The sequence below is a fragment of the Bradyrhizobium sp. USDA 3397 genome (assembly GCF_054060965.1).
This window is the reverse complement of record NZ_JBSSDS010000001.1, coordinates 8,196,575-8,218,340: the sequence shown is the minus strand read 5'-3', so window position 1 is coordinate 8,218,340 and position 21,766 is coordinate 8,196,575. Positions and strand designations below refer to the sequence as shown.

At 63.2% G+C, this 21,766-nt stretch carries 21 protein-coding genes and 1 pseudogene; 10 read left to right on the top strand and 12 right to left on the bottom strand.

Annotated elements, in window-relative coordinates:
• Window positions 1-2: 2 nt before the first annotated feature.
• From ACVWYQ_RS38140 to ACVWYQ_RS38100, 9 genes and pseudogenes are all read right to left on the bottom strand, one after another.
• Window positions 3-929, bottom strand: coding sequence for a Gfo/Idh/MocA family protein (locus ACVWYQ_RS38140; protein WP_271545133.1), 927 nt, complete (start codon window positions 927-929; stop codon window positions 3-5).
• Window positions 926-1,702 (bottom strand): FadR/GntR family transcriptional regulator, encoded by a 777-nt coding sequence (locus ACVWYQ_RS38135; RefSeq protein ID WP_157282541.1) that lies wholly within the window; start codon window positions 1,700-1,702, stop codon window positions 926-928. Before ACVWYQ_RS38135 ends, ACVWYQ_RS38140 begins: the two co-directional genes overlap by 4 nt.
• Window positions 1,699-1,845, bottom strand: coding sequence for a hypothetical protein (locus ACVWYQ_RS38130; RefSeq protein WP_271545134.1), 147 nt, complete (start codon window positions 1,843-1,845; stop codon window positions 1,699-1,701). The genes ACVWYQ_RS38135 and ACVWYQ_RS38130 overlap by 4 nt, the downstream gene beginning before the upstream one ends.
• A gap of 2 nt (window positions 1,846-1,847) precedes the next feature.
• A pseudogene (locus tag ACVWYQ_RS38125) lies at window positions 1,848-1,988 on the bottom strand (sugar ABC transporter substrate-binding protein); the annotation flags it as partial.
• A 302-nt stretch (window positions 1,989-2,290) separates the two neighbouring features.
• Window positions 2,291-3,463 (bottom strand): fumarylacetoacetate hydrolase family protein, encoded by a 1,173-nt coding sequence (locus tag ACVWYQ_RS38120; RefSeq protein ID WP_404542232.1) that lies wholly within the window; start codon window positions 3,461-3,463, stop codon window positions 2,291-2,293.
• Between the two features lie 112 nt (window positions 3,464-3,575).
• Window positions 3,576-4,553 (bottom strand): HEAT repeat domain-containing protein, encoded by a 978-nt coding sequence (locus ACVWYQ_RS38115; RefSeq protein WP_404542234.1) that lies wholly within the window; start codon window positions 4,551-4,553, stop codon window positions 3,576-3,578.
• A 2-nt stretch (window positions 4,554-4,555) separates the two neighbouring features.
• Complete coding sequence (locus ACVWYQ_RS38110; protein ID WP_007593252.1) at window positions 4,556-4,789, bottom strand: 4Fe-4S dicluster domain-containing protein; 234 nt, start codon at window positions 4,787-4,789, stop codon at window positions 4,556-4,558.
• A 32-nt stretch (window positions 4,790-4,821) separates the two neighbouring features.
• Window positions 4,822-6,564: a fumarate reductase/succinate dehydrogenase flavoprotein subunit gene (locus tag ACVWYQ_RS38105; RefSeq protein WP_404542237.1), complete on the bottom strand. Its 1,743-nt coding sequence runs from the start codon at window positions 6,562-6,564 to the stop codon at window positions 4,822-4,824.
• Between the two features lie 102 nt (window positions 6,565-6,666).
• Entirely contained in the window at window positions 6,667-7,440 is a 774-nt protein-coding gene (locus ACVWYQ_RS38100) for a ferredoxin--NADP reductase (RefSeq protein ID WP_404542240.1), read from the bottom strand.
• A gap of 205 nt (window positions 7,441-7,645) precedes the next feature.
• On the opposite strand from ACVWYQ_RS38100, the gene ACVWYQ_RS38095 reads away from it, so the two are divergent.
• The 6 genes from ACVWYQ_RS38095 (at window position 7,646) to ACVWYQ_RS38070 (ending at window position 14,414) form a co-directional block, all read left to right on the top strand.
• Window positions 7,646-7,942, top strand: a complete 297-nt coding sequence (locus ACVWYQ_RS38095) for a gamma-butyrobetaine hydroxylase-like domain-containing protein (protein WP_404546262.1) — start codon at window positions 7,646-7,648, stop codon at window positions 7,940-7,942.
• Window positions 7,943-8,042: 100 nt separating this feature from the next.
• A complete protein-coding gene (locus ACVWYQ_RS38090; RefSeq protein ID WP_404542243.1) occupies window positions 8,043-8,816 on the top strand; it encodes a Crp/Fnr family transcriptional regulator in 774 nt (257 codons plus the stop codon).
• Window positions 8,817-8,998: 182 nt separating this feature from the next.
• Window positions 8,999-10,414: an ABC transporter substrate-binding protein gene (locus ACVWYQ_RS38085; RefSeq protein WP_456727092.1), complete on the top strand. Its 1,416-nt coding sequence runs from the start codon at window positions 8,999-9,001 to the stop codon at window positions 10,412-10,414.
• Complete coding sequence (locus ACVWYQ_RS38080; RefSeq protein ID WP_456727091.1) at window positions 10,411-11,322, top strand: ABC transporter permease; 912 nt, start codon at window positions 10,411-10,413, stop codon at window positions 11,320-11,322. Before ACVWYQ_RS38085 ends, ACVWYQ_RS38080 begins: the two co-directional genes overlap by 4 nt.
• Window positions 11,319-12,191 (top strand): ABC transporter ATP-binding protein, encoded by an 873-nt coding sequence (locus ACVWYQ_RS38075; RefSeq protein WP_036005639.1) that lies wholly within the window; start codon window positions 11,319-11,321, stop codon window positions 12,189-12,191. The genes ACVWYQ_RS38080 and ACVWYQ_RS38075 overlap by 4 nt, the downstream gene beginning before the upstream one ends.
• Before the next feature lie 234 nt (window positions 12,192-12,425).
• Window positions 12,426-14,414: a phospholipase D-like domain-containing protein gene (locus ACVWYQ_RS38070; RefSeq protein ID WP_271545142.1), complete on the top strand. Its 1,989-nt coding sequence runs from the start codon at window positions 12,426-12,428 to the stop codon at window positions 14,412-14,414.
• 57 nt (window positions 14,415-14,471) lie between these two features.
• Here ACVWYQ_RS38070 and ACVWYQ_RS38065 read toward each other — a convergent pair whose 3' ends face one another.
• The 3 genes from ACVWYQ_RS38065 to ald all read right to left on the bottom strand — a co-directional run bounded on the left by ACVWYQ_RS38065 (window position 14,472) and on the right by ald (window position 17,244).
• Entirely contained in the window at window positions 14,472-15,530 is a 1,059-nt protein-coding gene (locus tag ACVWYQ_RS38065) for a YeiH family protein (protein ID WP_271545143.1), read from the bottom strand.
• 111 nt (window positions 15,531-15,641) lie between these two features.
• Window positions 15,642-15,860 carry a hypothetical protein gene (locus ACVWYQ_RS38060; protein ID WP_157282533.1) on the bottom strand — a complete coding sequence of 73 codons (219 nt, stop codon included), beginning with the start codon at window positions 15,858-15,860 and terminating at the stop codon, window positions 15,642-15,644.
• A gap of 268 nt (window positions 15,861-16,128) precedes the next feature.
• Window positions 16,129-17,244 (bottom strand): alanine dehydrogenase, encoded by a 1,116-nt coding sequence (ald, locus tag ACVWYQ_RS38055; protein ID WP_275509150.1) that lies wholly within the window; start codon window positions 17,242-17,244, stop codon window positions 16,129-16,131.
• A gap of 143 nt (window positions 17,245-17,387) precedes the next feature.
• Between ald and ACVWYQ_RS38050 the strand changes: the two genes are divergently transcribed.
• The 4 genes from ACVWYQ_RS38050 (at window position 17,388) to ACVWYQ_RS38035 (ending at window position 21,718) form a co-directional block, all read left to right on the top strand.
• Complete coding sequence (locus ACVWYQ_RS38050; RefSeq protein ID WP_198399674.1) at window positions 17,388-17,867, top strand: Lrp/AsnC family transcriptional regulator; 480 nt, start codon at window positions 17,388-17,390, stop codon at window positions 17,865-17,867.
• Between the two features lie 140 nt (window positions 17,868-18,007).
• Window positions 18,008-18,493, top strand: a complete 486-nt coding sequence (locus ACVWYQ_RS38045) for a (2Fe-2S)-binding protein (protein WP_456727090.1) — start codon at window positions 18,008-18,010, stop codon at window positions 18,491-18,493.
• Complete coding sequence (locus ACVWYQ_RS38040; protein ID WP_456727089.1) at window positions 18,490-19,506, top strand: FAD binding domain-containing protein; 1,017 nt, start codon at window positions 18,490-18,492, stop codon at window positions 19,504-19,506. Before ACVWYQ_RS38045 ends, ACVWYQ_RS38040 begins: the two co-directional genes overlap by 4 nt.
• Window positions 19,507-19,513: 7 nt before the next feature.
• Window positions 19,514-21,718 carry a xanthine dehydrogenase family protein molybdopterin-binding subunit gene (locus ACVWYQ_RS38035; RefSeq protein WP_456727088.1) on the top strand — a complete coding sequence of 735 codons (2,205 nt, stop codon included), beginning with the start codon at window positions 19,514-19,516 and terminating at the stop codon, window positions 21,716-21,718.
• Window positions 21,719-21,766: the final 48 nt, after the last annotated feature.

Below are 21,766 nucleotides of genomic sequence, written 5' to 3'. Positions count from 1 at the left end.
GCTCAATCCACAAACGGTTCGACGATCGTGCGCTTGCCGAGCAGGAAGGCGTCGGCGACGAGACGGAGCGGCGTCAGATCGACGTCACTTGCGCCGGTCGCTGTGAGCGCGACGAAGCGTCGGTAGAGTCCGCGATATTCCTCATCGGGCCCTTCGGCAAGCACCTTGCCGTCGACGGCCATGCGCGCGCCACCGCTGGACAGTGTCAGCCGGCCCTGATCGGTATCGACGAGGATATCCCAGCTCTGCGGCCCGGTCTGGCGGAAGTCGAACTCGGCGGTCACGGGCAGGCCGCTGATATCCGTCAGGTTCAGGTTCGCCGCGATCGGCGCCTGGCAATTGGCTGGAAAGGCCAGCTCGGCCGCGGTGACGAACACGGGCTTCGGCAGAATCCTGGTCAGGATCGACAGCGCATTGATGCCCGGATCGAACACGCCGAGGCCGCCGGGCTCCCAGATCCAGCCCTGTCCGGGATGCCAGACACGCACGTCTTCCTTCCAGCTGATGTGAACGGATTTGATGTGCCGATCAGTGAGCCATTGCCGGGCCGGCTCCACCGCCGGCGCATAGCGCGAATGCCAGGTCGCAAACAATGTCCGCTTCGCACCCGCCGCCATCGTGATCAACGGATCAAGCTCAGCAACGCCGGTGCCCGGCGGCTTCTCCAGCATGACATGCTTGCCGGCGGCGAGCGCCGCCGCGGCCTGGGCCCGCCGCACCTGTGGCGGCGTGCAGAGCGAGACCGCGTCGATCGGCGGCCCCTTCTGAAGCAATTCCTCGACGGTCGCAAAATGCGGTAGCCCCGGCAGCGAGGCGTTGCGGCTCGCCACGGCGGCGAGCGTTCCACCCGGTGTGGCGGCGATCGCCCCCACATGCTGGTCCCGCGCGATCTTGCCGAAGCCGACGATGGCGATGCGAAGGTCTGTCACGCTTGTTCTCCAGTGTCGGCCGACCGCAGCGGCTCGGCCGGGGCGGTCTCGATCACCGTACTGTCATGGCGGCGCATGCCGTTGTGAATGACATAGACCATGGCCTCGGATGCGGCGTGGGCATCGCGCGCGACGATGGCATCGACGATCTTCTGATGCCAGAGCAGCACGGTTTCGCGGTCCTCCGACTCGACCGGAGCGCTGAGCAGGAAAGAGGCGCGCAGCGCTGCTTCAATGACATGCCCGATCGAGCGCATGAACAGATTGCCCGAGGCACGCGCCACGGCCACATGAAGCGCGAGATCGGCATCGGCAAATCCGACCGAGTCGGACGCTTCCTGCCGCATGCGATCCATGCAGCGGCGCAGCTCGCTGATGTCCTGCTCGGATCGCTGCGTTGCCGCCAGCATCGCCGCGCGCGGCTCGACGGCGAGACGGATCTCGGCGAGGTCGTTGAGGAAGCGCTTGTCGATGCCGGCGTCGAGGTGCCACGCCAGCACGTCCGCGTCGAACATGTTCCAGGCGCCGCGCTCGCGCACGACGGTGCCGACCCGCGCCTTGGTGGTGAGCAGGCCCTTGGCGACCAGCGTCTTGACGCTCTCGCGCAGCACCGGCCGCGACACACCGAACATCGCGATCATCTCGGCATCCCCCGGCAGGCGCGTGCCTTCCGCATAGCGGCCGGCGATGATGTCGACGCCGATCGAACGCGCCACCTCCGCATGGTTGGAATGGGCCCGCCGCGTCGGGATGACGACGATCCGCGAGGTCATGACGCCGCTCCCGCATGCTTCGCCACCGGCCGGCGCGCGAGCGCGACCAGCCCCTGCTGGAGGGCGATGAAGGCGAACAGAAGCACGCTCAAGGTGTGGGGGATCAGCAAGAGCATTGGCGCGGTGCAGGAGATCGACTTCACGTTGAGACGGACGTCTCGGCCGCGCGCCAGCCGGATTCCGATCCAATCTGCGAGAAGCCGATCGTGAGCTGGCGGGCGCTGGCCGGCGTCGCGAGCAACAAGGCGGCCATGGTGCTAGCCGCATAGAGAGCTTTAGGGGGCATCAGGCGCGTCTCCCAAGATGTTCTTATCCAGGGCGCCGATTGGTAGCATGGCACCCACAGGCCGGCCTTCGCGCCAGCGGCGGGCATTATTTCACGGAAGTTGAGTTCCGACTAGTCATATTATTTGACTATTTGGAGCAAACTCGGGTGGGCGGCGGCCGGCTAAACTATGACACGCTAAGCGCGATATTGTTCCGCCATTGCAACGAGGAGATGAAAAAAACAGGCTGCGCGACGGAGCCTCAGCTTTCGGCGGGCGAAGGGGCGCCCCGCCCCGCTTGCTGGGGCGAAGGGCGGCAGCGTTAAATCAGCTTCCGCTGCGCCAGGTTCTTCATCAGTGCGCCGATGCCGAACGTCCAGGGCTCGCAATCGTCGCTGGTGCGCATGCGGTTGACGAGCTTGCCGAGCTGAGGCGCTGCGATGGTGACAATGTCGTCGCGCTTGTGCGTAAACCCCTGCCCCGGCGCATCGCGATCCTTGACGGGTGCGAACATGGTGCCGAGGAACAGCACGAAGCCGTCAGGATATTGATGCACCTTGCCGATGGTCTGCGCGACGAGATCGGTCGGATCGCGGCTGATCTTGCTGATCGAGGAATGGCCGTCGAGAACGAAACCGTCCGTGCCCGTGACGTTCAGGCTGATGTCTAGCCTGCGCGCGTCGTCGAGTGTGAAACTGTCGTCGAACAGGCGCAGCAGCGGGCCGATCGAGCAGGACGCGTTGTTGTCCTTGGCCTTCGACAACAGCAGCGCCGAGCGGCCCTCGAAGTCGCGAAGGTTCACGTCGTTGCCGAGCGCGCCGCCAACGATCTTGCCACGACTCGACACGAACAACACGAGCTCGGGCTCGGGATTGTTCCAGGTCGACTTCGGATGCAGGCCGGCATCCATGCCGGTGCCGACCGACGACAAGGTGGGCGCCTTAGTGAAGACCTCGGCATCCGGACCGATGCCGACCTCGAGATATTGGCTCCAGGCGTTCTGATCGATCAGCACCTGTTTCAGGTGCATCGCCTGATCCGAGCCCGGCTTGAGCTTTGACAGATCGTCGCCAATCAGGCGCGTCACTTCTTTCCGGATCGCTTCGGCCGAAGCCGGGTTGCCCTTGGCGCGCTCTTCGATGACGCGTTCCAGCATCGAGATCGCGAAGGTGACGCCGGCGGCCTTCAACGTCTGGAGATCGACGGGCGCGAGCAGCCAGGGCTTTTGGGGATCGCGCCCGTCCGGTGGGGTGTTGGCCACGATCGCCTCGAGATCACCGATGCGCTCGCCCTTGGTGGCGGCAAGCGCCTTGGCGGGATCGTCCGTCTCGCAGAGCGCGCTGATGGTCGGATATTTTGCTGTGACGTCATACACGCCATCACCGCGCACGGCGACGACGGCCGGACCGTTGACCTGCGGCAGCCAGACGCGGCCGACCAGCGTCCCCTTCGTGCCGTCCTCGGGGAGAAGGTCCTTTACAGTCAATGTCGTCATGGCCGCGTCCTCGCTGTTCTAAGGAACGGCCGCATTCGCAGCGGCCGTTCCCGTTAGCGAAGACCAATAAACGTCTGGCGCTGGAAGTCCAGAGCGGCGGTGCGCCGTGCAATTATGCCCCTGCACGCGCCTTTCGCGCCGAAATCTGATGCAGCGCCCAGCGCGCATTCTTGCGGACATCAGGATCAGGATCGTCGGCGATCACGGCCAGGAATGCCTCGCCGTCTGGATGGCCGATCTCGCCTAGCGCGGCGGCGGCCTCTTTGCGCAAATTCGCCTGGTCGTGATTGACGCAATTGCCGATCGGCCGCACCGCGCGTTCGATCTTCATCTTGCCAAGGCTGCGGATCGCCTTCAGCCGCACCTGCCAGAACTCGTCCGCGAGGCAAGCGACGAGCTGATCAGCCGCGATTGCACCATTCACGTTGAGACCCAGCGTCTCCGCGGCCATCTCGCGGACCATCCAGTCGGCATCCTTCAGCGCGCGGGTGATGGTCTCCGCCGCCGGCTTCATCTGCGAAAAGGCCAATGCGCTTACGGCGGCGCGGCGCACATGGGCATCGGGATCGTTGATCAGCGCGGTCAGCGCCGGAATGGATTCCTCCAGCTTGAGGAAGCCGATCACGCCGATCGCCTGCACACGCACGGCGGCGTCAGGGTCCTGGAGCGCTTCCAGCGCGGGTTTGAGTGTATCCCTGCGGCGCAGTTCCTTGAGCGCGCGCAGAGCACCCATGCGGACGAAAGCGTGGGTATGCCTGACCAGCGGCAGGATCGCGTCGGCGCAAGCGGGATCCTTGAATTCAGCCATGCTGTCGGCCGCAGCCGCCGCGACAATCCTCTCGGGATCAACCAACAGCTTCACCAGCGCGCTTGCTGCCTCCGGCCCGTCGAACTCGCCGAGCGCCATCGCGACTTGCTGGCGCACACCGGCATCAGGATCGGTGACCATTTTGGCGAGATGTGCGACCGCGGCGGGATCGCCGGAATGACCGAGTGCAATGATGGCGACGCGGCGTTCGGCGGGATCGGCCGCCTGCAGCCGCTCGTCGGCGTCCTCGAGATCGTCATAGGATTCGAACGGGCTCGACATGATCACCTCAACAGATAGGGAATGTTGACGGTGACGGCGCCGGTCGGACAATCCGCTTCACAGGGCATGCAATACCAGCACTCGTCATAAGCCATGTAGGCCTTGTTGGTCATGTCGCTGATCCGCAGCACGTCGAGCGGGCAGACATCGACGCACACCGTGCAGCCCTTGTCCGCGATGCATTTGGCGTCGTCGACCACCACCGGAACCGACGTCTGATAGGACGCGAGAGGCATGTGATGTCTCCTGTTGGTTATGTTTTAGTGGGTCATGCCGAGGCGCGAATGCGCTGCTTGTCGTAGAGATCCTTCTCGTCGTCCGCGATCGGCACGACATAGGGCTCGACTGCGCGCTTCTCGCTGGTCATCCTGCCGTCCTGCTTGGACAGCAGCGTGTGGCAGAACCAGTTCTCGTTGTCCTTCTCCGGGAAGCCCGTCCGCCAGTGATAGAGACCCCAGCGGCTCTCTTCGCGGTAGAGCGAAGCGTGTGCGGCCATGTCGGCACAGTCCATGATCGACTGCACTTCGAGCGCGCGCAGCAATTCGTGCGCGTTGCGCGCGATCATGCGCTCCTGCATATCCTCACGCGTTTCGGCGAGCCGCCGCATGCCGAGCTCATATTTGCGCGTGACCTTCGGCGGCTGGAGGTAGTCGTTGACCAGGCGGCGGGTCTTGTACTCGATCTGGTTCGGCGGAATGCCGTCCTCGCGCTTGGTCGGCGCCATCACGCGGTCGCGTTCCATGGCGACGTCGGCCGCGTCGAATTCCGCGAAATCATGGTTGTCGGCGAACTCCATCGCGTCGATGCCGGCGACCGAGCCGTTAGTGAAGGCGCCGAGCATGTAATTGTGCGGGACGCTCGCCATGTCGCCGGCGGCATAGAGGCCGGGTACGGTGGTGCGGGCATTGTCGTCGACGAACACGCCTGACGCGCTGTGGCCGGAGCAGAAGCCGATCTCGGAGATATGCATCTCGATGGACTCGCTGCGGTAGTCGACCCCGCGCCCCTGCTGGAACAGGCCGCGCGTCGGGCGCTCAACCTTGTGCAGCGTGGATTCGATCTCGGAAATCGTGTCGGGGTGGAGATGCTTGAGCTGGAGGAACACCGGACCCTTGCCGGAGAGGAGCTCGTTGTAGAACTCCAGCATCATCTGGCCGGACCAGTAGTCGCATTCGATGAAGCGCGAGCCTTCGTTGTTTGCCGTATATGCGCCGAACGGGCCGGCGACATAGGCGCAGGCCGGGCCGTTATAGTCCTTGATCAGCGGGTTGATCTGGAAGCATTCGAGGTTCGCGAGCGCTGCGCCGGCGTGATAGGCCATGGCGTAGCCGTCGCCGGAATTGGCGGCATTCTCGTAGGTGCCGAACATATAGCCGGAGGTCGGCAGGCCGAGGCGACCGGCGGCGCCCATGCAGAGGATCACGGCCTTGGCCTTGATCACCAGCATCTCGGCCGTGCGGGTGTTGACGGAGATTGCACCGGCGATGCGGCCGTCGGTCGACTTGAGCAGCCGCGTCGCCATGTAGCGGTTGGAGATCAGGATGCGGGCGCGGCGGAGCTGGCGGTAGAGCGCCTTCTTCACGGTCTCGCCGTTCGGCATTGGCAGCACATAGGTGCCGATGTGGTGCACCTTCTTGACGGCGTAGTCACCGTTCTCGTTCTTCAGAAAGCGGATGCCGAAGCTGTCCAGTTCCTCGATGATGTTGTAGCAGTTCTGGGCGTACTTGTAGACCGCCTTCTGGTCGACGATGCCGTCATTGGCGATGGTGATTTCCTTGGTGTACTGCTCCGGCGTCGCGTAACCGGGGATGACGGCGTTGTTGAGCCCGTCCATGCCCATCGAGATCGCGCCGGAGCGCTTGACGTTCGCCTTCTCGAGCAGGACGACATTGGCCTTCGGGTTCTTCAGCTTCGCCTTCAGTGCCGCCATCGGGCCGGCCGTGCCGCCGCCGATCACCAGCACATCGCAGGAAACCTCCGAAAGTCCGTCGACGATCTGATCTAGTGCCATCGCTTGCTCCTGGTTCGCCGGTAGCCGGCGCCTTTGCGTCAGATTTGTGCAGGGGGCGTCGCCGCGATAGCAATTAGTTGTCGCTGGGACGCGATTTGTAGCTCAGCGCTCGACGAAGGCTTTTTCGATGACGAAATGGCCGGGCTGGCTATGATTGCCCTCGACGAAGCCGCGCGCCGCGAACATCGCGTGGAGTTCCTCGAGCATCGCCGGGCTGCCGCACAGCATGATGCGGTCCGTTTCGATGTCGAGGCTCGCTTGTCCGATATCCTCGAAGAGCTGGTTCGAGACGATCAGGTCGGTGATGCGGCCGCGATTCCGGAACGGCTCGCGGGTGACGGTCGGGTAGTAGACGAGCTTGTCGCCGATCAAGGGGCCGAAGAATTCGTGATTGCGGAGGCCCTCGACGAGGTGCTCGCCATAGGCGAGTTCCGAGACCTGGCGGCAGCCATGGGCGAGCACGATGGTCTCATAATTCTCATAGACGTCGGGGTCCTTGATCAGGCTGGCGAAGGGCGCCAGGCCCGTTCCGGTTGAGAGCAGCAGCAGGCGTTTTCCCGGAATGAGGTTGCCGGTGATCAGCGTGCCAGTCGCCTTGCGCCCGACCAGAATGATATCGCCTTCCCTGATCTTCTGAAGGCGCGAGGTCAGCGGGCCGTCGTGCACCTTGATCGAGAAGAATTCGAGCGCCTCCTCGTGATTGGCACTGGCCATGCTGTAGGCCCGCATCAACGGCTTACCCCCGACCTCCAGACCAATCATTGCGAACTGGCCGTTCTGGAAGCGGAAACCGGGATCGCGCGTCGCGGTGAAGCTGAACAGGGAATCGGTCCAGTGCCTGACCGACAGAACCGTTTCCTTCTGAAATGCACTCATCGTCTCTCCTAGGTCATCGATGACGCGCAAGGTTTCGCAGCGAGGAGACTCCGGCAATTCGGAAGTGAAATTCCCGGTGGATTAGTTTCACATTTCGCGTGGGTTGCTCGAAGAGCAGGCTCGCGATCCCGCCCGCACCGGCAATTAGTTGCTATTCGTGCGTTCCCGCCTCGACGTAGAATGAAGTCAGAGGTTCCTCATGACGATGACATTGGTGGCACCGACCGTGGCCGGCTACGAAGCCAGCGCCGATCTCGCTTCGCTCCTGGTCCGCACCACGCAGGACGACGCGCTCAGCGTTTCCGCCGAAACACTCCGCCTCTCCTGCAAATGCGCCCATTGCACCCGCGCCCGCTTCGACGGCCGCTTCCCCAAAGCGTTTCCGGGGATTGCGATCACCGACATCGGCGATCTCGGCTATGGGCTGAACATCTCGTTTTCGGATGGGCACAACCGGGGAATATATCCCAAGTCGTATCTGTTGAACCTGGCGGGGCGTTGACCCGGTCTTCGCTGTCATTTTCCCCGCGCGAGGCGACTGCTCCCATCTGGCACAGACATTGCTCCTCTTTAGAACGATTTGAACGTTCGGGAGGCAGGCGATGTTGCAGGCGGCGAATGCGGTGCGCGGGGCTGTTCCCGCAGCGATACGGCCTGCCGGCAGCTCCTCGCTCCTGCTCACCGAGAACCAGCAATGGATCGGCGGTCCACCACCGTTGATGGACAAGCTCTCACCGCGCGAGCGGGAGTTGGTGCTGAAGCAGGGCCGCCGCAAGGTGCTCAACCGCGGCCAGACGCTCTTTAGCCAGGGCGGCAAGCATGACGGCATCTGGCTGATCGAGAGCGGCCGCATCCGTGTGTTCTACACCTCGCCACTCGGACGCGAGATCACGCTGGCCTATTGGCATGTTGGCAACTTCGTCGGCGGTCCCGAAGTGTTCGAAGGCACCGTGCATCAATGGTCCGGCGTTGCCTCCAGTAATTGCAGCGTCGTGCACCTGCCGGGAAAGGAACTGCGGTCCCTTGCTACAGAGATCCCGAACCTCGCGATTGGCCTGATCGAAGGCCTGACGTTCAAGGGCAAATGCTATTCGGCGCTGGCCCAGATGCTGGGGACGCGCTCGATCACGCAGCGTCTCGCCCATCTCTTGCTGCATCTCGTCGAGCTCTACGGCGTCGCGGATGCCGACGGCACCGTGATCGCCGCGGCCTTCACCCACGCCGACATCGCCCACATGGTCGGCGCCACCAGGCAATGGGTCACGATCAGCCTGAAGCGGATGCAGGAGAAGAGAATCGTGCTGACCAAACGCTCGCAGATCGTGGTCTGCCGGACCGACATTCTGGAGGAGATGCGCGGCCAGGCGGGGGATTGAAGGGGGCCCGCGACCATGGCCGGTGCACAGCCAAGCGGCTTTATAATGCAGGACTGCCCAAGGAGTATGCAATCAGCTTTTCCCGGCAACTAATCGACTGCGGCGGCCACTCCGGATTTGCCCTGCCTGCGCCCTCCCCCAATCATGGCACCCACAGCACATCCAACCGAATGAGGATGAGAATGGCCCGCCATCTTCCCACGCTCTCGATCGCGATGTCGTCTCTGGCGCTGCTCGTCTCGCAGCCGGCTTCTGCGGAAACCGTCAAGCTCGGCATCGGAACGCAGGATACCACGACCAACACGGTCACCGCAGGCGTCGTCATCCGCCAATTGCAACTGCTCGAGAAGTACCTGCCGAAGGACGGCAAATACGCCAACATCAAGTTCGAGCTCGAATGGCAGAACTTCACCTCCGGTCCGCCCGTCACCAACGCGATGATGGCGAACAAGCTGCAGATCGGCATGATGGGCGACTATCCGCTCATCGTGAACGGATTCACCTTCGAGAGCAATCCGGAGAGCAAGAGCCGCCTCGTCGGCATCGCCGCCTACAGCCTGTCCGGCTCGGGCAACGGCCTCGTCGTCCACAAGGACTCACCCTATTACGACCTCGCCGATCTCAAGGGTAAGCTCGTCAGCGTGCCTTTCGGCTCCGCCGCGCACGGCATGGTGCTGAAAGCGATGCAGGATCGCGGCTATGCGTCCGATTTCTTCCAGCTCGTCAGCCAGAGCCCGGAGGTCGGCTCGACCAATCTGCAGGAGAAGAAGATCGACGGGCACGCCGATTTCGTCCCCTTCGCCGAGCTGTTGCCGTTCCGCGGCTTCGCGCGAAAGATCTTCGACGGCGTCGAAACGAACCTGCCGACCTTCCATGGCATCGTGGTCCGCACCGACTTCGCCGAAAAATATCCCGAGGTCGTCGTCGCCTATTTCAAGGCGCTAATCGCCGCCAATCAGTGGCTACGCGCGGATCCCAAGCTGGCCGCCGAGAAGATCCAGGAATGGACCGGCATCAACAAGGAGGTCGTCTACATCTTCTTAGGGCCCAGCGGCAATATGACGACCGATCCGACGATCAAGCCGGCGCTGATCGATGCGGCCACGACCGACGTCAAGGTGCTGCAGAATCTCGGCCGCATGAAGGAGTTCGATCCGAAGAAATGGGTCGACGACAAATACATCCGCAAGGCCTATGCTGAAATGAAGCTCGACTACGACGCCCAGCTCGCGAGCACCAACAACTATGAGATCTCGGGCGAGGACAGCTTCTGCAAGAAACCCATCACCGATCCGCGCAAGGCGGGCGAAGTCTGGGTCGACGGTGTCGGCATCATGCCCTTCTCGTCCGCCAGCTGCACGCTCAGCGCCTATGCCGACTACAAGGCCAAGGGCAAGAAGATCAACGTCGCCTACGTCTTCGATACCACTCGGGGCATCAAGCTGTTCGCCGATCAGGCCTTCTTCGCGGTCGGCAATAGCGAGGTCGCCCCGTTCCTGCTGAAGAAGGATGCCGGAGCCTACGCCGCCAAGATCAGCGGCAAGGTGCTCGGCTTCGATGAAGCGATGAAGGCCGCCGTCGGCGGAGGCAAGACGTGAGCAGCCCCGCCCTCGTCAGACAGCCTGAGGACAGCATGCCGGCAACAGCACTTGCTAAGGCGGGCTCCGCGCCCGCCGCCATCATCCGGCCTTCGACGCCGCCTTCCTTCGCCACACTGGGGTTGCGTTGGTACCGGCTCAATCGGGCAGGTCTGCGCGCGGCGGCAATCGGCGTGATTTCGCTGCTCGCCTTTCTGCTGGTCTGGCATCTGCTCACGACCTATCGGGTCGTGTTCTTCGTGCGCTTCACCAACGTGCCCTCGCCGCTCGCGGTCTATGACAGCTTCATAAAGGCGATTCACGATCCTAAATTCCTGATGCACATCCTGCTCAGCTGCCGGCGCATCTTCATCGGATTCTCGCTCGCGGCGATCGTCGGCGTGCCGCTCGGCCTGATCATGGGGCGCTTCAAGCTGGTGCATGAGGTGATTTTCCCGGTCGCCGAAGTGCTGCGGCCGATCCCGGCAATCGCCTGGGTGCCGATGGCGATCATGCTGTGGCCGACCAACGAGCAGAGCATCGTCTACATCACCTTCCTCGGTTCGTTCTTCCCGATTCTCGTCAATACCCTGCACGGCATGTCGCTGGTCGACCCCGTGCTGGTACGCGCCGCGCAATGTCTCGGCGCGCGCGAACGCTCGATCTTCCGGGAGGTCTATTTCCCAGCCTCGCTGCCGCACATCTTCACCGGCCTCACCGTCGGCATGGGCGTCGCCTGGGTGTCGCTGATCGCGGCCGAGATGATCTCCGGTCAGTACGGCATCGGTTACTTCACCTGGGAAGCTTATTCGCTGGTCCAATATGCCGACATCGCGCTCGGCATGATCGCAATCGGGGTGCTCGGCCTCGGGTCGAGCCTGCTGATACGGGGCACGGGGCAATTGGTGATGCCGTGGAGATCGACATGAGCGAGGTGCTAGCGAACAGCCCAAAAGGCCACATCGAAGTCAAGAACTTCTCCCTCGCCTACGAGACCATCGAGGGCGCGGTGCAGGCTGTCACCGACACGCAGATCCATGTGCGGCCCGGCGAGTTCGTGTCGATCGTCGGCCCGTCCGGCTGCGGAAAGTCGACGCTGCTCAATGCGGTCGCAGGCTTCCTCAAGCCGACGACCGGTGTAGTTACCGTCGACGGCGAGCGGGTAAACGGTCCGAGCGCCGAACGTGGCATGGTGTTTCAGCAATATTCTCTTTTTCCGTGGAAGACCGTGCGCGAGAACGTCGAGTTCGGCCTGAAGATGCGCGGCATGCCGCGCTCGCAGCGCGAACGCGCCGCGCGCACGCTGTTGGGGCTTGCGGGACTCGAAGCGTTCGAAAAGCATTATCCGGAAAAGCTCTCCGGCGGCATGAAGCAGCGCGTCGGCATCGTCCGCGCGCTCGCGACGGGGCCGAAAGTGCTGTTGCTGGACGAGCCCTTCGGCGCGCTCGACGCGCAGACGCGCGTCATCATGCAGCAGATCCTCACCAATATGTGGCAGCGGCTGAAGATCTCGGTGCTGTTCGTCACCCACGACATTGACGAAGCCATCTTCCTGTCCGACCGCGTCTATTGCATGACCGCGCGGCCGGGCTCGATCAAGGCGGAGATCCCGATCCCGCTGGAGCGGCCGCGGCAGCAATCGATGATGATGTCGTCGGAATTCTTGGCGCTCCGCCGCGGGCTGATGTCGCTGATCCGCGAAGAGAGCCTGAAGGCGATGGGCGGCGAGATCAACGACTTGGGCATGCAGGGGCTGAACATCGAGCTGCACGGCCACTCGCTCGCGGACGTGATTTAGCAGGTTCGCTCCTGCTTCCGCCCACGCTGCCCGGAGGAAGCGACCGCCTCGGGCGGAATGTGACGCGGACTTGAACTCGCCGACCGCTTCGTTTCACGGGCCGGCGCCCTCTTCGCAAGGACCAAGTGGCAATTTGCCGCACGAGGACAGGAAACCTCCCCAAGTCACACAACCTTTGGTTATTCTTGTCCATAGATACGCTTTTCGTATCTTGCGGGTTGAGGGAATTGCGCCATGGGCAAAATCATTTCCGTTCGCGGCTACGCGAACAACGAGGTCGCTTACGTTGCGTGGAATATCGACGGCAAGATTAAGGATTGTCTCGGCTTCGAAGTCACTCGTGTTTATGTGGACGAAAACGGTGTTGTGAAGCGACGCGCCGATGGCAAGGAAGATCGGGTCAAATGCGCGGCTTGGGTTTCTTTCAAGGGGCAACGCAATCCCCATTGGATCCCGCAGGACACCGGCGTCTGGCCGGTACAGAAGCTCGCCTGGAGGGACCTTACCCTCCGCAAGAAGCGCGACGGTGCGACACGCAGGCCTGACGAGGTTCGGGTGCGTTACGAAATTCGGCCTGTCGGTGACCTGCGCCCCGGCCTCCAACCCGTTCCGCCGAACGGGATCGACTTTGCCGACATCGTCAAGCGGGACAAGAAGGGCCGCCCGGTGAAAGGTCCCGACGGCAAGCCCGTCAAGATCCGCGTCAAAGCATATGAAGGACCGAAGCGTCCGCTCGGCTATCTCGCGGACGCGGTAGAATCGAATGATATCCATGTCACCAGCAGGCGTGGTCCATTCCGCTCGACCTTCACCAACGGCATCCTGGCTGCGCAGTGGTTGCGCAACGTGCTGCTCGATGACGGCGTCATCAAGCCAAACGAGCTAATAGACAAGCTGGAAAACCCCAATGATCCGCATCGCAAATATCTCGCGGGCGACGTCATCCCGCTGATCCGCGAACTCTTCGACCGCGAGGGAAGGTTCTATCTCGGGCTGTATGAACTGGAAGATCGTGAACTCGAAGACATTCTCGTCGCCAACAAGTCTCGTATACACGTCATCCTATCGAACACGTCGGCGGGAAAGGACAAGAAATGGGATGAGCGCAACAGGCCGGCGCGGAAGCGTCTCATTGATGAAGGTGTCGATGTACAGCACCGGATGTTCAACAATTCCATTCACATCGGCCACAACAAGTTCGTCGTCCACGTCCCGCCGGGAGGCGGAAACCGTTCCGTGCTGACCGGCAGTACCAACTGGACCTCCACCGGCATCGCCGGACAGACGAATAACGCGCTGCTGATCGAGGACGACGCCATCGCCGGGTCATACCTAAACTACTGGAAGCGTATGAAGAAGGATCAACTGAAGCTTCCAAGGCCGTTCGGAAAGGCGATGAAAGACAACCAACAGGGCGACAAGTTCCGGGAGGACAATGCTACACCCGAAGAGATCGACGCAGGGAACGGCACGACACTCCGCGCTTGGTTCTCTCCCAATATGCCACAACGCAAGAAACCGACGTCCAAGACGAAACCGGCCCCTACACCACCCGACCTAACCGATGCCTACAAGTTAATGCGGAGCGCCAAGGAGGCGATTCTATTCCTTGCTTTCTACCCCGGGCAGAAAGGCAAAGACTGCATCATCGGTGAAGTCATCAACATCGGGTTACACGATCGTTCGCTGCTGATCTGTGGTGCCGTTTCGAGCCCGATGGCGATGCCGAACTATGTCGGCAAGAAGAAGGACGAGGATGGTGAAGTCGTGGAAGAAGGCGAATCGCCGGCGACATTTGATGACAAGAACATATCGATAGTTCGCGCCTCACGCATTGACGACCACAATCTGCTCGGCGACTTCGGGGCAGAACAGTTGACGGCCAAGGGAGCCATTGGAGCAATCATCCATGACAAGCTGGCCGTCATTGATCCCCGTCGGGATGACTGTCATGTCATCCTCGGCAGCCACAATCTGGGCTACAAGGCCTCCTATTCAAACGACGAGAACATGCTGATCGTCAGCGGCAACCGCGCTCTGGCTGAGGCTTATGCAGTCCATATCCTCGATGTTTACGACCACTACCGCTTCCGGGCCATCGAGAGCGAGCGCAAACGTAAGGGTAAGAAGGGCTGGTCGGGCTTCCTGGAAACGGACGCCGACTGGCAGGACGGATACGTCGAGCACAAGAAGGGACAACTGATGAGGTATTTTGCGCGCTAGGACCTGTGGACGGCTCTCAGAGGCGTCGCGGCTTCGCCCTCGCGGCAACAACCGTTATCACTTGAACCAGTGCACCAGCGCGATGCTGATCCCCAGCAGCAGGATCAGCGACAGCGTCACGGCCGCCGTCACCCGGCCGCCGACATTGGCGAGCACGCGCACGTCGACGCCAAGGCCGAGGGCGGCCATCGAGACCACCGTCAGAAAGCCCGTGATCGTCGTCACGGGGCCAACCACTGTCGCCGGCACGATCTCCAGCGAGCGCAGGGTCGCAAGCGCAAGGAAGCCGAGGATGAACCAGGGGACCAGGCGGAAGAAGCCGACGCTGGTTTTCTTGGCATCGCTCTGCCAGCGCGAAGCGACCAGCGACAGGCCGACGACGACCGGGCCGAGCATCAGGACACGCATCAGCTTCACCAGCGTGCCGATCTGGGTTGAGACGAGACCTGCCGGCACCGTCGCGGCGAGCACCTGCGGCACCGCGTAGACGGTGAGCCCGGCGAGAATGCCGTACTGCGTTGCGGACAATTGCAGCAGCGGGATCAGCAGCGGCAGGCCCAGCACCATCATCACGCCAAGGATCGCCGTAAAGGAGATCGAGGATGCAATCTCGTCGTTGCTGGCGCCGATGATGGGCGCCACCGCAGCGATCGCGGAATTGCCGCAGATCGAGTTGCCGCAGGCGATCAGGATCGACAGCCGCGTCGACAGGCCGAGTAGCCGGCTGAGGCCGAAGGAGACGCAGAGCGCGACCACGACGACCGCGGCGATGGAGGCGAGCAGCGCAATGCCGGAAGCCGCGATCGCGGCAAAGCTGATGGAGGCCCCGAGCAGCATCACCGCGACTTCCAGCAGTTGCTTGGCGCTGAAGGCGATGCCGGCCTGCCACCGTGGGGCCGGCTTCCAGAAGCTGCGCACCGCCATGCCGAGCAGGATCGCCATGACCAGCGCCTCGACATAGGGGTGCTCGAACATGCCCAGTTCGGCCCGCTCGAGCAGGGCCGACACACCGGCCACGAGAACGCAGAGGAGGATGCCCGGAATCAGCGCCGCAATACGGCCCGCGGCGGTGGCCGGCTTGGAATCGGCCGGGCTGGATGCTTGATTCTGCGACACAAATCTCTCCCGGAGGAGAAAGATTTATACGCAGCGCAATTCAATTGGGGAATATGTTTTCGACATATCAGGACCGAGAGAAGTTCTGTCCTCAGCCCGGAATAAACGGCCTCAGAAGATGAGGTTCTTGGCCAGCGAGGCGACGCGGCTGAAGCCGTCATAGATGCCCGGCTCGAAGAAGGCCGCGCGGGCCAGCACGATGCCCGCGACCAGCGACCAGAACAGGGTGGTGCCGGCGCGCAGCAGGAGCTTGGAGGCACGCGACTTCGGCTGGGTGTCCGTTGCGGACGCCAGTTGCTCGCCGAAGGGCTCAAATCCAGTGCGTTCCATGGCTGCCGATCCACCAGTTTCTGGCGGAAATGTCGTCGTTTCGGCTCCAAACAGCAATGGAAGCGATTGGCGTTTTTGCCCTCGGAAGGGGAAACTCCTTCCTCCTGACAGGACCGCGGCAATAGTTTTCTTCTTTCCGCCTATTTGGACACCGCCGCTCCGGTCACAACGCCTTCACCGCGTCGGGATTCCCCGGGGGCTCGGGAGCACGGCGGCAGCGCCATCTTCCAGTCGGTTGATGGCGCCGCACCGACGATGGCCCATCTCGCTACGCCGCCAGTCCGCTCCCTACCGGCGCAAACTCCAGCCCCAGACTCTCCGCCACCGCCTTGTTCGTCACCCGGCCGCGATGCACGTTGAGCCCATTGCGCAGATGCGGATTCTCCAAGACCGCCGCAAAGCCCTTGTTCGCCAGCATCAGGCCGAACGGCAGCGTCGCGTTGTTCAGGGCCTGGCTCGAGGTCACCGGCACCGCTCCCGGCATGTTGGCGACGCAATAGTGAACGACGCCGTCGACCTCGTAGGTCGGCTCCGCGTGGGTGGTCGGGTGCGAGGTCTCAAAGCAGCCGCCCTGGTCGATCGCGACGTCGACCAGCACGGCTCCCGGCCGCATCGATTTCAGCATCGCGCGCGTGACGAGCTTCGGCGCGCTGGCGCCGGGCACCAGCACGGCACCGATCACGACGTCGGCGGCGAACACCTCGTCCTCGACCGCCTCGATGGTGGAGAAACGGGTGCGCACGCGTCCAACAAACAGATCGTCCAGTTCGCGCAGGCGCGGGATCGAGCGGTCGATCACGGTGACTTCGGCACCTAAGCCGGCGGCCATGCGCGCCGCCTGCGTTCCGACCACGCCGCCGCCGAGCACGACGACGCGTGCCGGCTGCACGCCGGGCACGCCGCCGAGCAGCAGGCCGCGGCCGCCGCTGGAACGCTTGAGCGCGGCGCCGGCGGCCTCGATGGCAAGGCGGCCGGCGACTTCGCTCATCGGGGCGAGCAGCGGGAGGTGACCGCTCGCGTCCGTGACGGTTTCATAGGCGATTGCGGTGCAGCCCGAAGCAAGCAGGCCCTTGGCCTGCTCGGGATCCGGTGCAAGATGAAGGTAAGTAAAGAGGATCTGGCCTTCGCGAAGCTGAGCCCATTCGCTCTTCTGCGGCTCCTTCACCTTCACGATCATGTCGGACTTTGCAAAGATCTCGCGAGCGGTCTCGGCGATGGACGCCCCTGCCCGCCGGTACACCTCGTCGGACGCACCGATGCCGCTGCCGGCGCCGCTCTCGACCGTCACCTGGTGCCCGGCGGCAACGTATTCGCGGACCGCACCTGGGGTGAGCCCGACGCGATATTCCTGCAGCTTGATCTCCTTGGGCACTCCGACGCGCATCTTGATCTCCCTCGCCAATGCTTTGATTCCATTGTTGATCGTAGCGAGAGGGTCGGTTTGGTTTCGTGCAAATATCCGCTACCTTGGCGGCGGCCGCGCCGGTTTCCGGCGCGAAATCGTCCTTTGACGCTGGAAACGAAACCTTGGCCCTCGACCGGAAAGACCTCGCCATCCTCGCGGAACTCACGACCAATGCGCGAGCCAGCCACACCGAGCTTGCCAACAAGATCGGCTTGTCGAGCACGGCGCTGGCGCGGCGGCAGAAGGCGCTGGAGGATGACGGCTACATCCAGGCCTACCAGGCCGCGCTCGACCTCGGCCAGTTCGGCCTCACCACCACGGTGCTGGTTCGCATCGCGCTGGAGAGCCAGAGCGACGAGGCACTGAAGGCGTTCGAGGCAGAGGTGACGAAATGTCCCTCCGTCGTGCGCTGCTTCCTGATGTCGGGGACGGACGACTACATCCTGATCGTGCTCGCCCGCGACATCCAGGATTTCGAGCGCATCCACCGCACCGAGCTGTCCCGCCTGCCGCGCGTCGCGCGGGTGCAATCGAGCTTCGCGCTGCGCGAGATCGTCAACCGCGCGGTACCGACTGTGGTGTTCAGCGAGACGAAGCGCTGATCTCGTAAATTCAATCGGGAGAACCGGTCGGGAACCAAGCAACCCGTCATCCGTTGGGCGCTATCGGCCAGCGGCGGCAACGCAGTCTCGCGTTATTTGCACAATTTGCCCGGCTCGGCCTTTCCGCAGGGAAATACACCATGGTCGACCTTACGATCCCCGAACGCATTCCGATCAACCTCGTCGTCAATGGCGAAAGGCGCGCGCTCGAGGTCGTGCCATGGACCACGCTACTGGATGCGCTGCGCGACCGTCTGGAGCTGACCGGCACCAAGAAAGGCTGCGATCACGGCCAATGCGGTGCCTGTACCGTGCTGATAGACGGAAGACGGGTCAATTCCTGTCTGACCCTGGCCGTCATGAGGGATGGCGCCGAGATCACGACTATCGAAGGCTTGGCCAGGGACGGCGCGCTGCATCCCCTGCAACAGGCCTTCATCGACCACGATGCCTTTCAGTGCGGTTATTGCACGCCGGGACAGATTTGCTCTGCCGCAGGCCTGTTGGCCGAAGGCCGTGCGCGCGATGCGGATGAGGTCCGGGAGCTGATGAGCGGAAACCTCTGTCGCTGCGGTGCCTACCCCAACATCGTGGCTGCGATCGAGCAGGCAATGAGCCGGTCATGAACAACTTCCAATATTCCCGCGCAAGCGATGTTGCCGACGCCATCCGCCTGCTCGCCGCCGATCCCGGTGCGAAGTTGATCGCCGGCGGCACCAACCTCATCGATCTGATGAAGGAGAACGTCGAACGTCCCTCCCGGCTGATCGACATCTCTCGCCTGCCGCTCCGCGACGTCGAGGAGACAGCGGACGGCGGTCTGCGCATAGGCGCCTTGGTGCCGAACTCAGACCTCGCCTACCACCCGTTGATCGAGCAGCGCTATCCCCTCCTTGCCAGCGCCATCCTGGCCGGCGCCTCAGCGCAACTGCGCAACATGGCCTCGGTCGGCGGCAATCTGATGCAACGAACGCGCTGCCCCTATTTCTATGACACCACGACACCCTGCAACAAGCGAAGCCCCGGCGCGGGCTGCTCGGCCCTCGATGGCCTCAACCGCAACCATGCCATCCTCGGCACCAGCAACTCCTGCATTGCGACCAATCCGTCCGACATGAGCGTGGCGCTGGCCGCGCTCGGCGCGCTCGTGCATATCGCACGCCCCTCGGGGCAGCGCACCATCGCGCTGACGGATTTCCATCGGCTTCCCGAGGACAAGCCTCATCTCGATACCAATCTCGGCAGCGGCGAGATCATTATCGCCATCGAGCTGCCGCCGCACGGCTTTGCCCGGAACTACAGCTATCTGAAGATCCGCGACCGGCTGTCCTACGCCTTTGCTCTGGTCTCCGTCGCGGCCGCGCTCGACCTGGAGGGCAACGCGATCGGCGAAGCGCGCCTTGCTCTCGGTGGCGTGGCCCACAAGCCCTGGCGAAGCCTCGAGGCCGAAGCCGCATTGCGCGGTCAGGCGGCAACACCGGATCATTTCGGGCGCGCCGCCGACCTGCTGCTGCAGGGAGCGACGGCACGCTCCCACAACGGGTTCAAGATCGACCTGGCGCGCCGAGCCGTCGTGCGGGCGCTGATCCAGGCCGCAAGCGCCACACCGCAATCACAAGCTCACAAGAAAATCGCATGAGGGCCCGATGAACGCCTATGTCGGAACACCAACGTCGCGCGTCGACGGCCGGGCCAAGGTCACCGGGGCCGCCAAATATGCTGGCGAGTTCGCAGCAGACGGTCTTCTTCACGGCTTCGTCGTCGAGGCCAGCATCACGCGTGGGCGCATCGTTCGTCTCGACACCAGCGAGGCGCTGAAGGTGAAGGGCGTGGTCGACGTGCTCACGCATGAACATCGACCGCCCCTCGCCGACAAGGACGAAGCCTGGAAGGATGAGGTGGCGCCGGAGAAGGGCTCGCCGTTCCGTCCGCTCTATGACGAGAGGATCAAGTTCAACGGCCAGCCGATCGCACTGGTCGTCGCGGAGGATTGGGAGACCGCCAAGTTCGCCGCAACCCGCGTTCGCGTCGAATATGAGCAGGAGGCGTTTGCGACCGATCTCGAATCCGAACGCGGCACGGCCGAAAAAGTGGATCAACCGCACAAGCCGCGTGGCGATGCCGCAGCAGCCCTGGCGCGCGCGGCCGTGCGCCACGAGGCGGATTACGTCATCCCGACCGAGCACCACAACCCGATGGAGCTCTTCGCGACGACGGCCGTCTGGAACGGCAGTGGCGGGCTCACGGTCTACGACAAGACGCAGGGCGTCCAGAACGTCCAGAAGTTTCTCTGCAGCATTTTCGGCAAGAAGCCGGACGACATCCGCGTGATCTCGCCCTATGTCGGCGGCGCGTTCGGCTCGGGCCTGCGACCGCAGCACCAGGTGGTGCTGGCAACCCTTGCCGCGCTCGCACTGAAGCGCTCCGTCCGCGTCGTGCTGACGCGGCAGCAGATGTATGGCCTGGGCTATCGTCCCATGACCATCGAGCGCGTTGCGCTCGGTGCAAAGCTGGACGGCACGCTCGATGCGATCACCCACGAAGCCGTTGCCGTGACCTCACGTTATGAGGATTTTTCGCGCAACGATACGGGCTGGGCCGAGCAGCTTTACAAGACCCCCAACAGCAACTTTTCACACAAATTGATCGAACTCGATGTTTCGACGCCCTGCGACATGCGCGCCCCCGGAGCCGCAACGGGCGTCTGCGCGCTCGAATGCGCCATGGACGAACTGGCCGTCGCGCTCAAGCTCGACCCGGTCGAACTGCGCCTGAAGTGCTACTCGGATCGCGACCAGACCGGAGACCTGCCCTACACCAGCAAGCAGTTGCGCGTATGTTATGCGCGCGGAGCGGAAGCTTTCGGCTGGAGCCGCCGCAATCCCGCACCTCGCTCGATGCGCGACGGCAAGGAACTGGTCGGCTGGGGCATGGCGACTGGGGTGTGGGAAGCGCTGCAGATGCCGGTCGCCGTCCGCATCGTGCTGACGGCCAACGGCCATGCCGAGGTCTCCTGCGCCGCGTCCGATATCGGCACCGGCACGTACACCATCGTGGCGCAGGTCGCGGCCGATGCCCTCGGGCTGCCGATCGAGAACGTCAGCGTCAAGCTTGCGGATTCGAGCCTGCCGCAGGCACCTGTGGAAGGTGGCTCATGGATGGCCGCCTCGAGCGCGCACGCCGTGCTTGGAGCAGCCGAGGAGATTCGCCGCGAGCTCGCGCGATATGCCAAGGCGATGCCTGCCTCGCCACTCGCCGCCGTCGATGCGCCGGACATCGTTCTCCTCGACGGCACGGTTGCCAAGGCCGCCGACCGCAATCGCGCCGTCTCGATTGCGGATGTCATGCGCCACAGCAAGCTTGAACGGATCGAGAAGGAGAAGCTGAACGAGTTCGCCGAGGATAAGTCCCACGCGCGCAACACGCATTCTGCGGTCTTTGCCGAGGTCAAGGTGGATGAAGAGCTCGGCGTCATTCGCGTCACGCGGGTCGTGAGCGCGGTCGCAGCCGGGCGCATCCTGAACACCAAGACCGGCCGCAGCCAGATCATGGGCGGCGTGGTCTGGGGGATCGGGATGGCGCTGCACGAGGAGACGGTGATGGATCACCGCTTCGGCCGCATCATGAACGCGAACATCGCCGAATACCACATTCCCGTGAACGCCGATGTCCACGACATCAACGTGATTTTCGTCGACGAGCCCGACGACCGCATCAACCTGTTGGGCATCAAGGGTCTCGGCGAAATCGGCATCGTCGGCGTCCCGGCCGCAATTGCGAACGCCGTCTATCACGCCACCGGCAAGCGCATCCGGCGCTTCCCGATCACGCTGGATAAGCTAGTGGAGTGAAGCGGCAGGCCAACCTTGCCACAGCACTCGGGCATGTCATCCAGATGT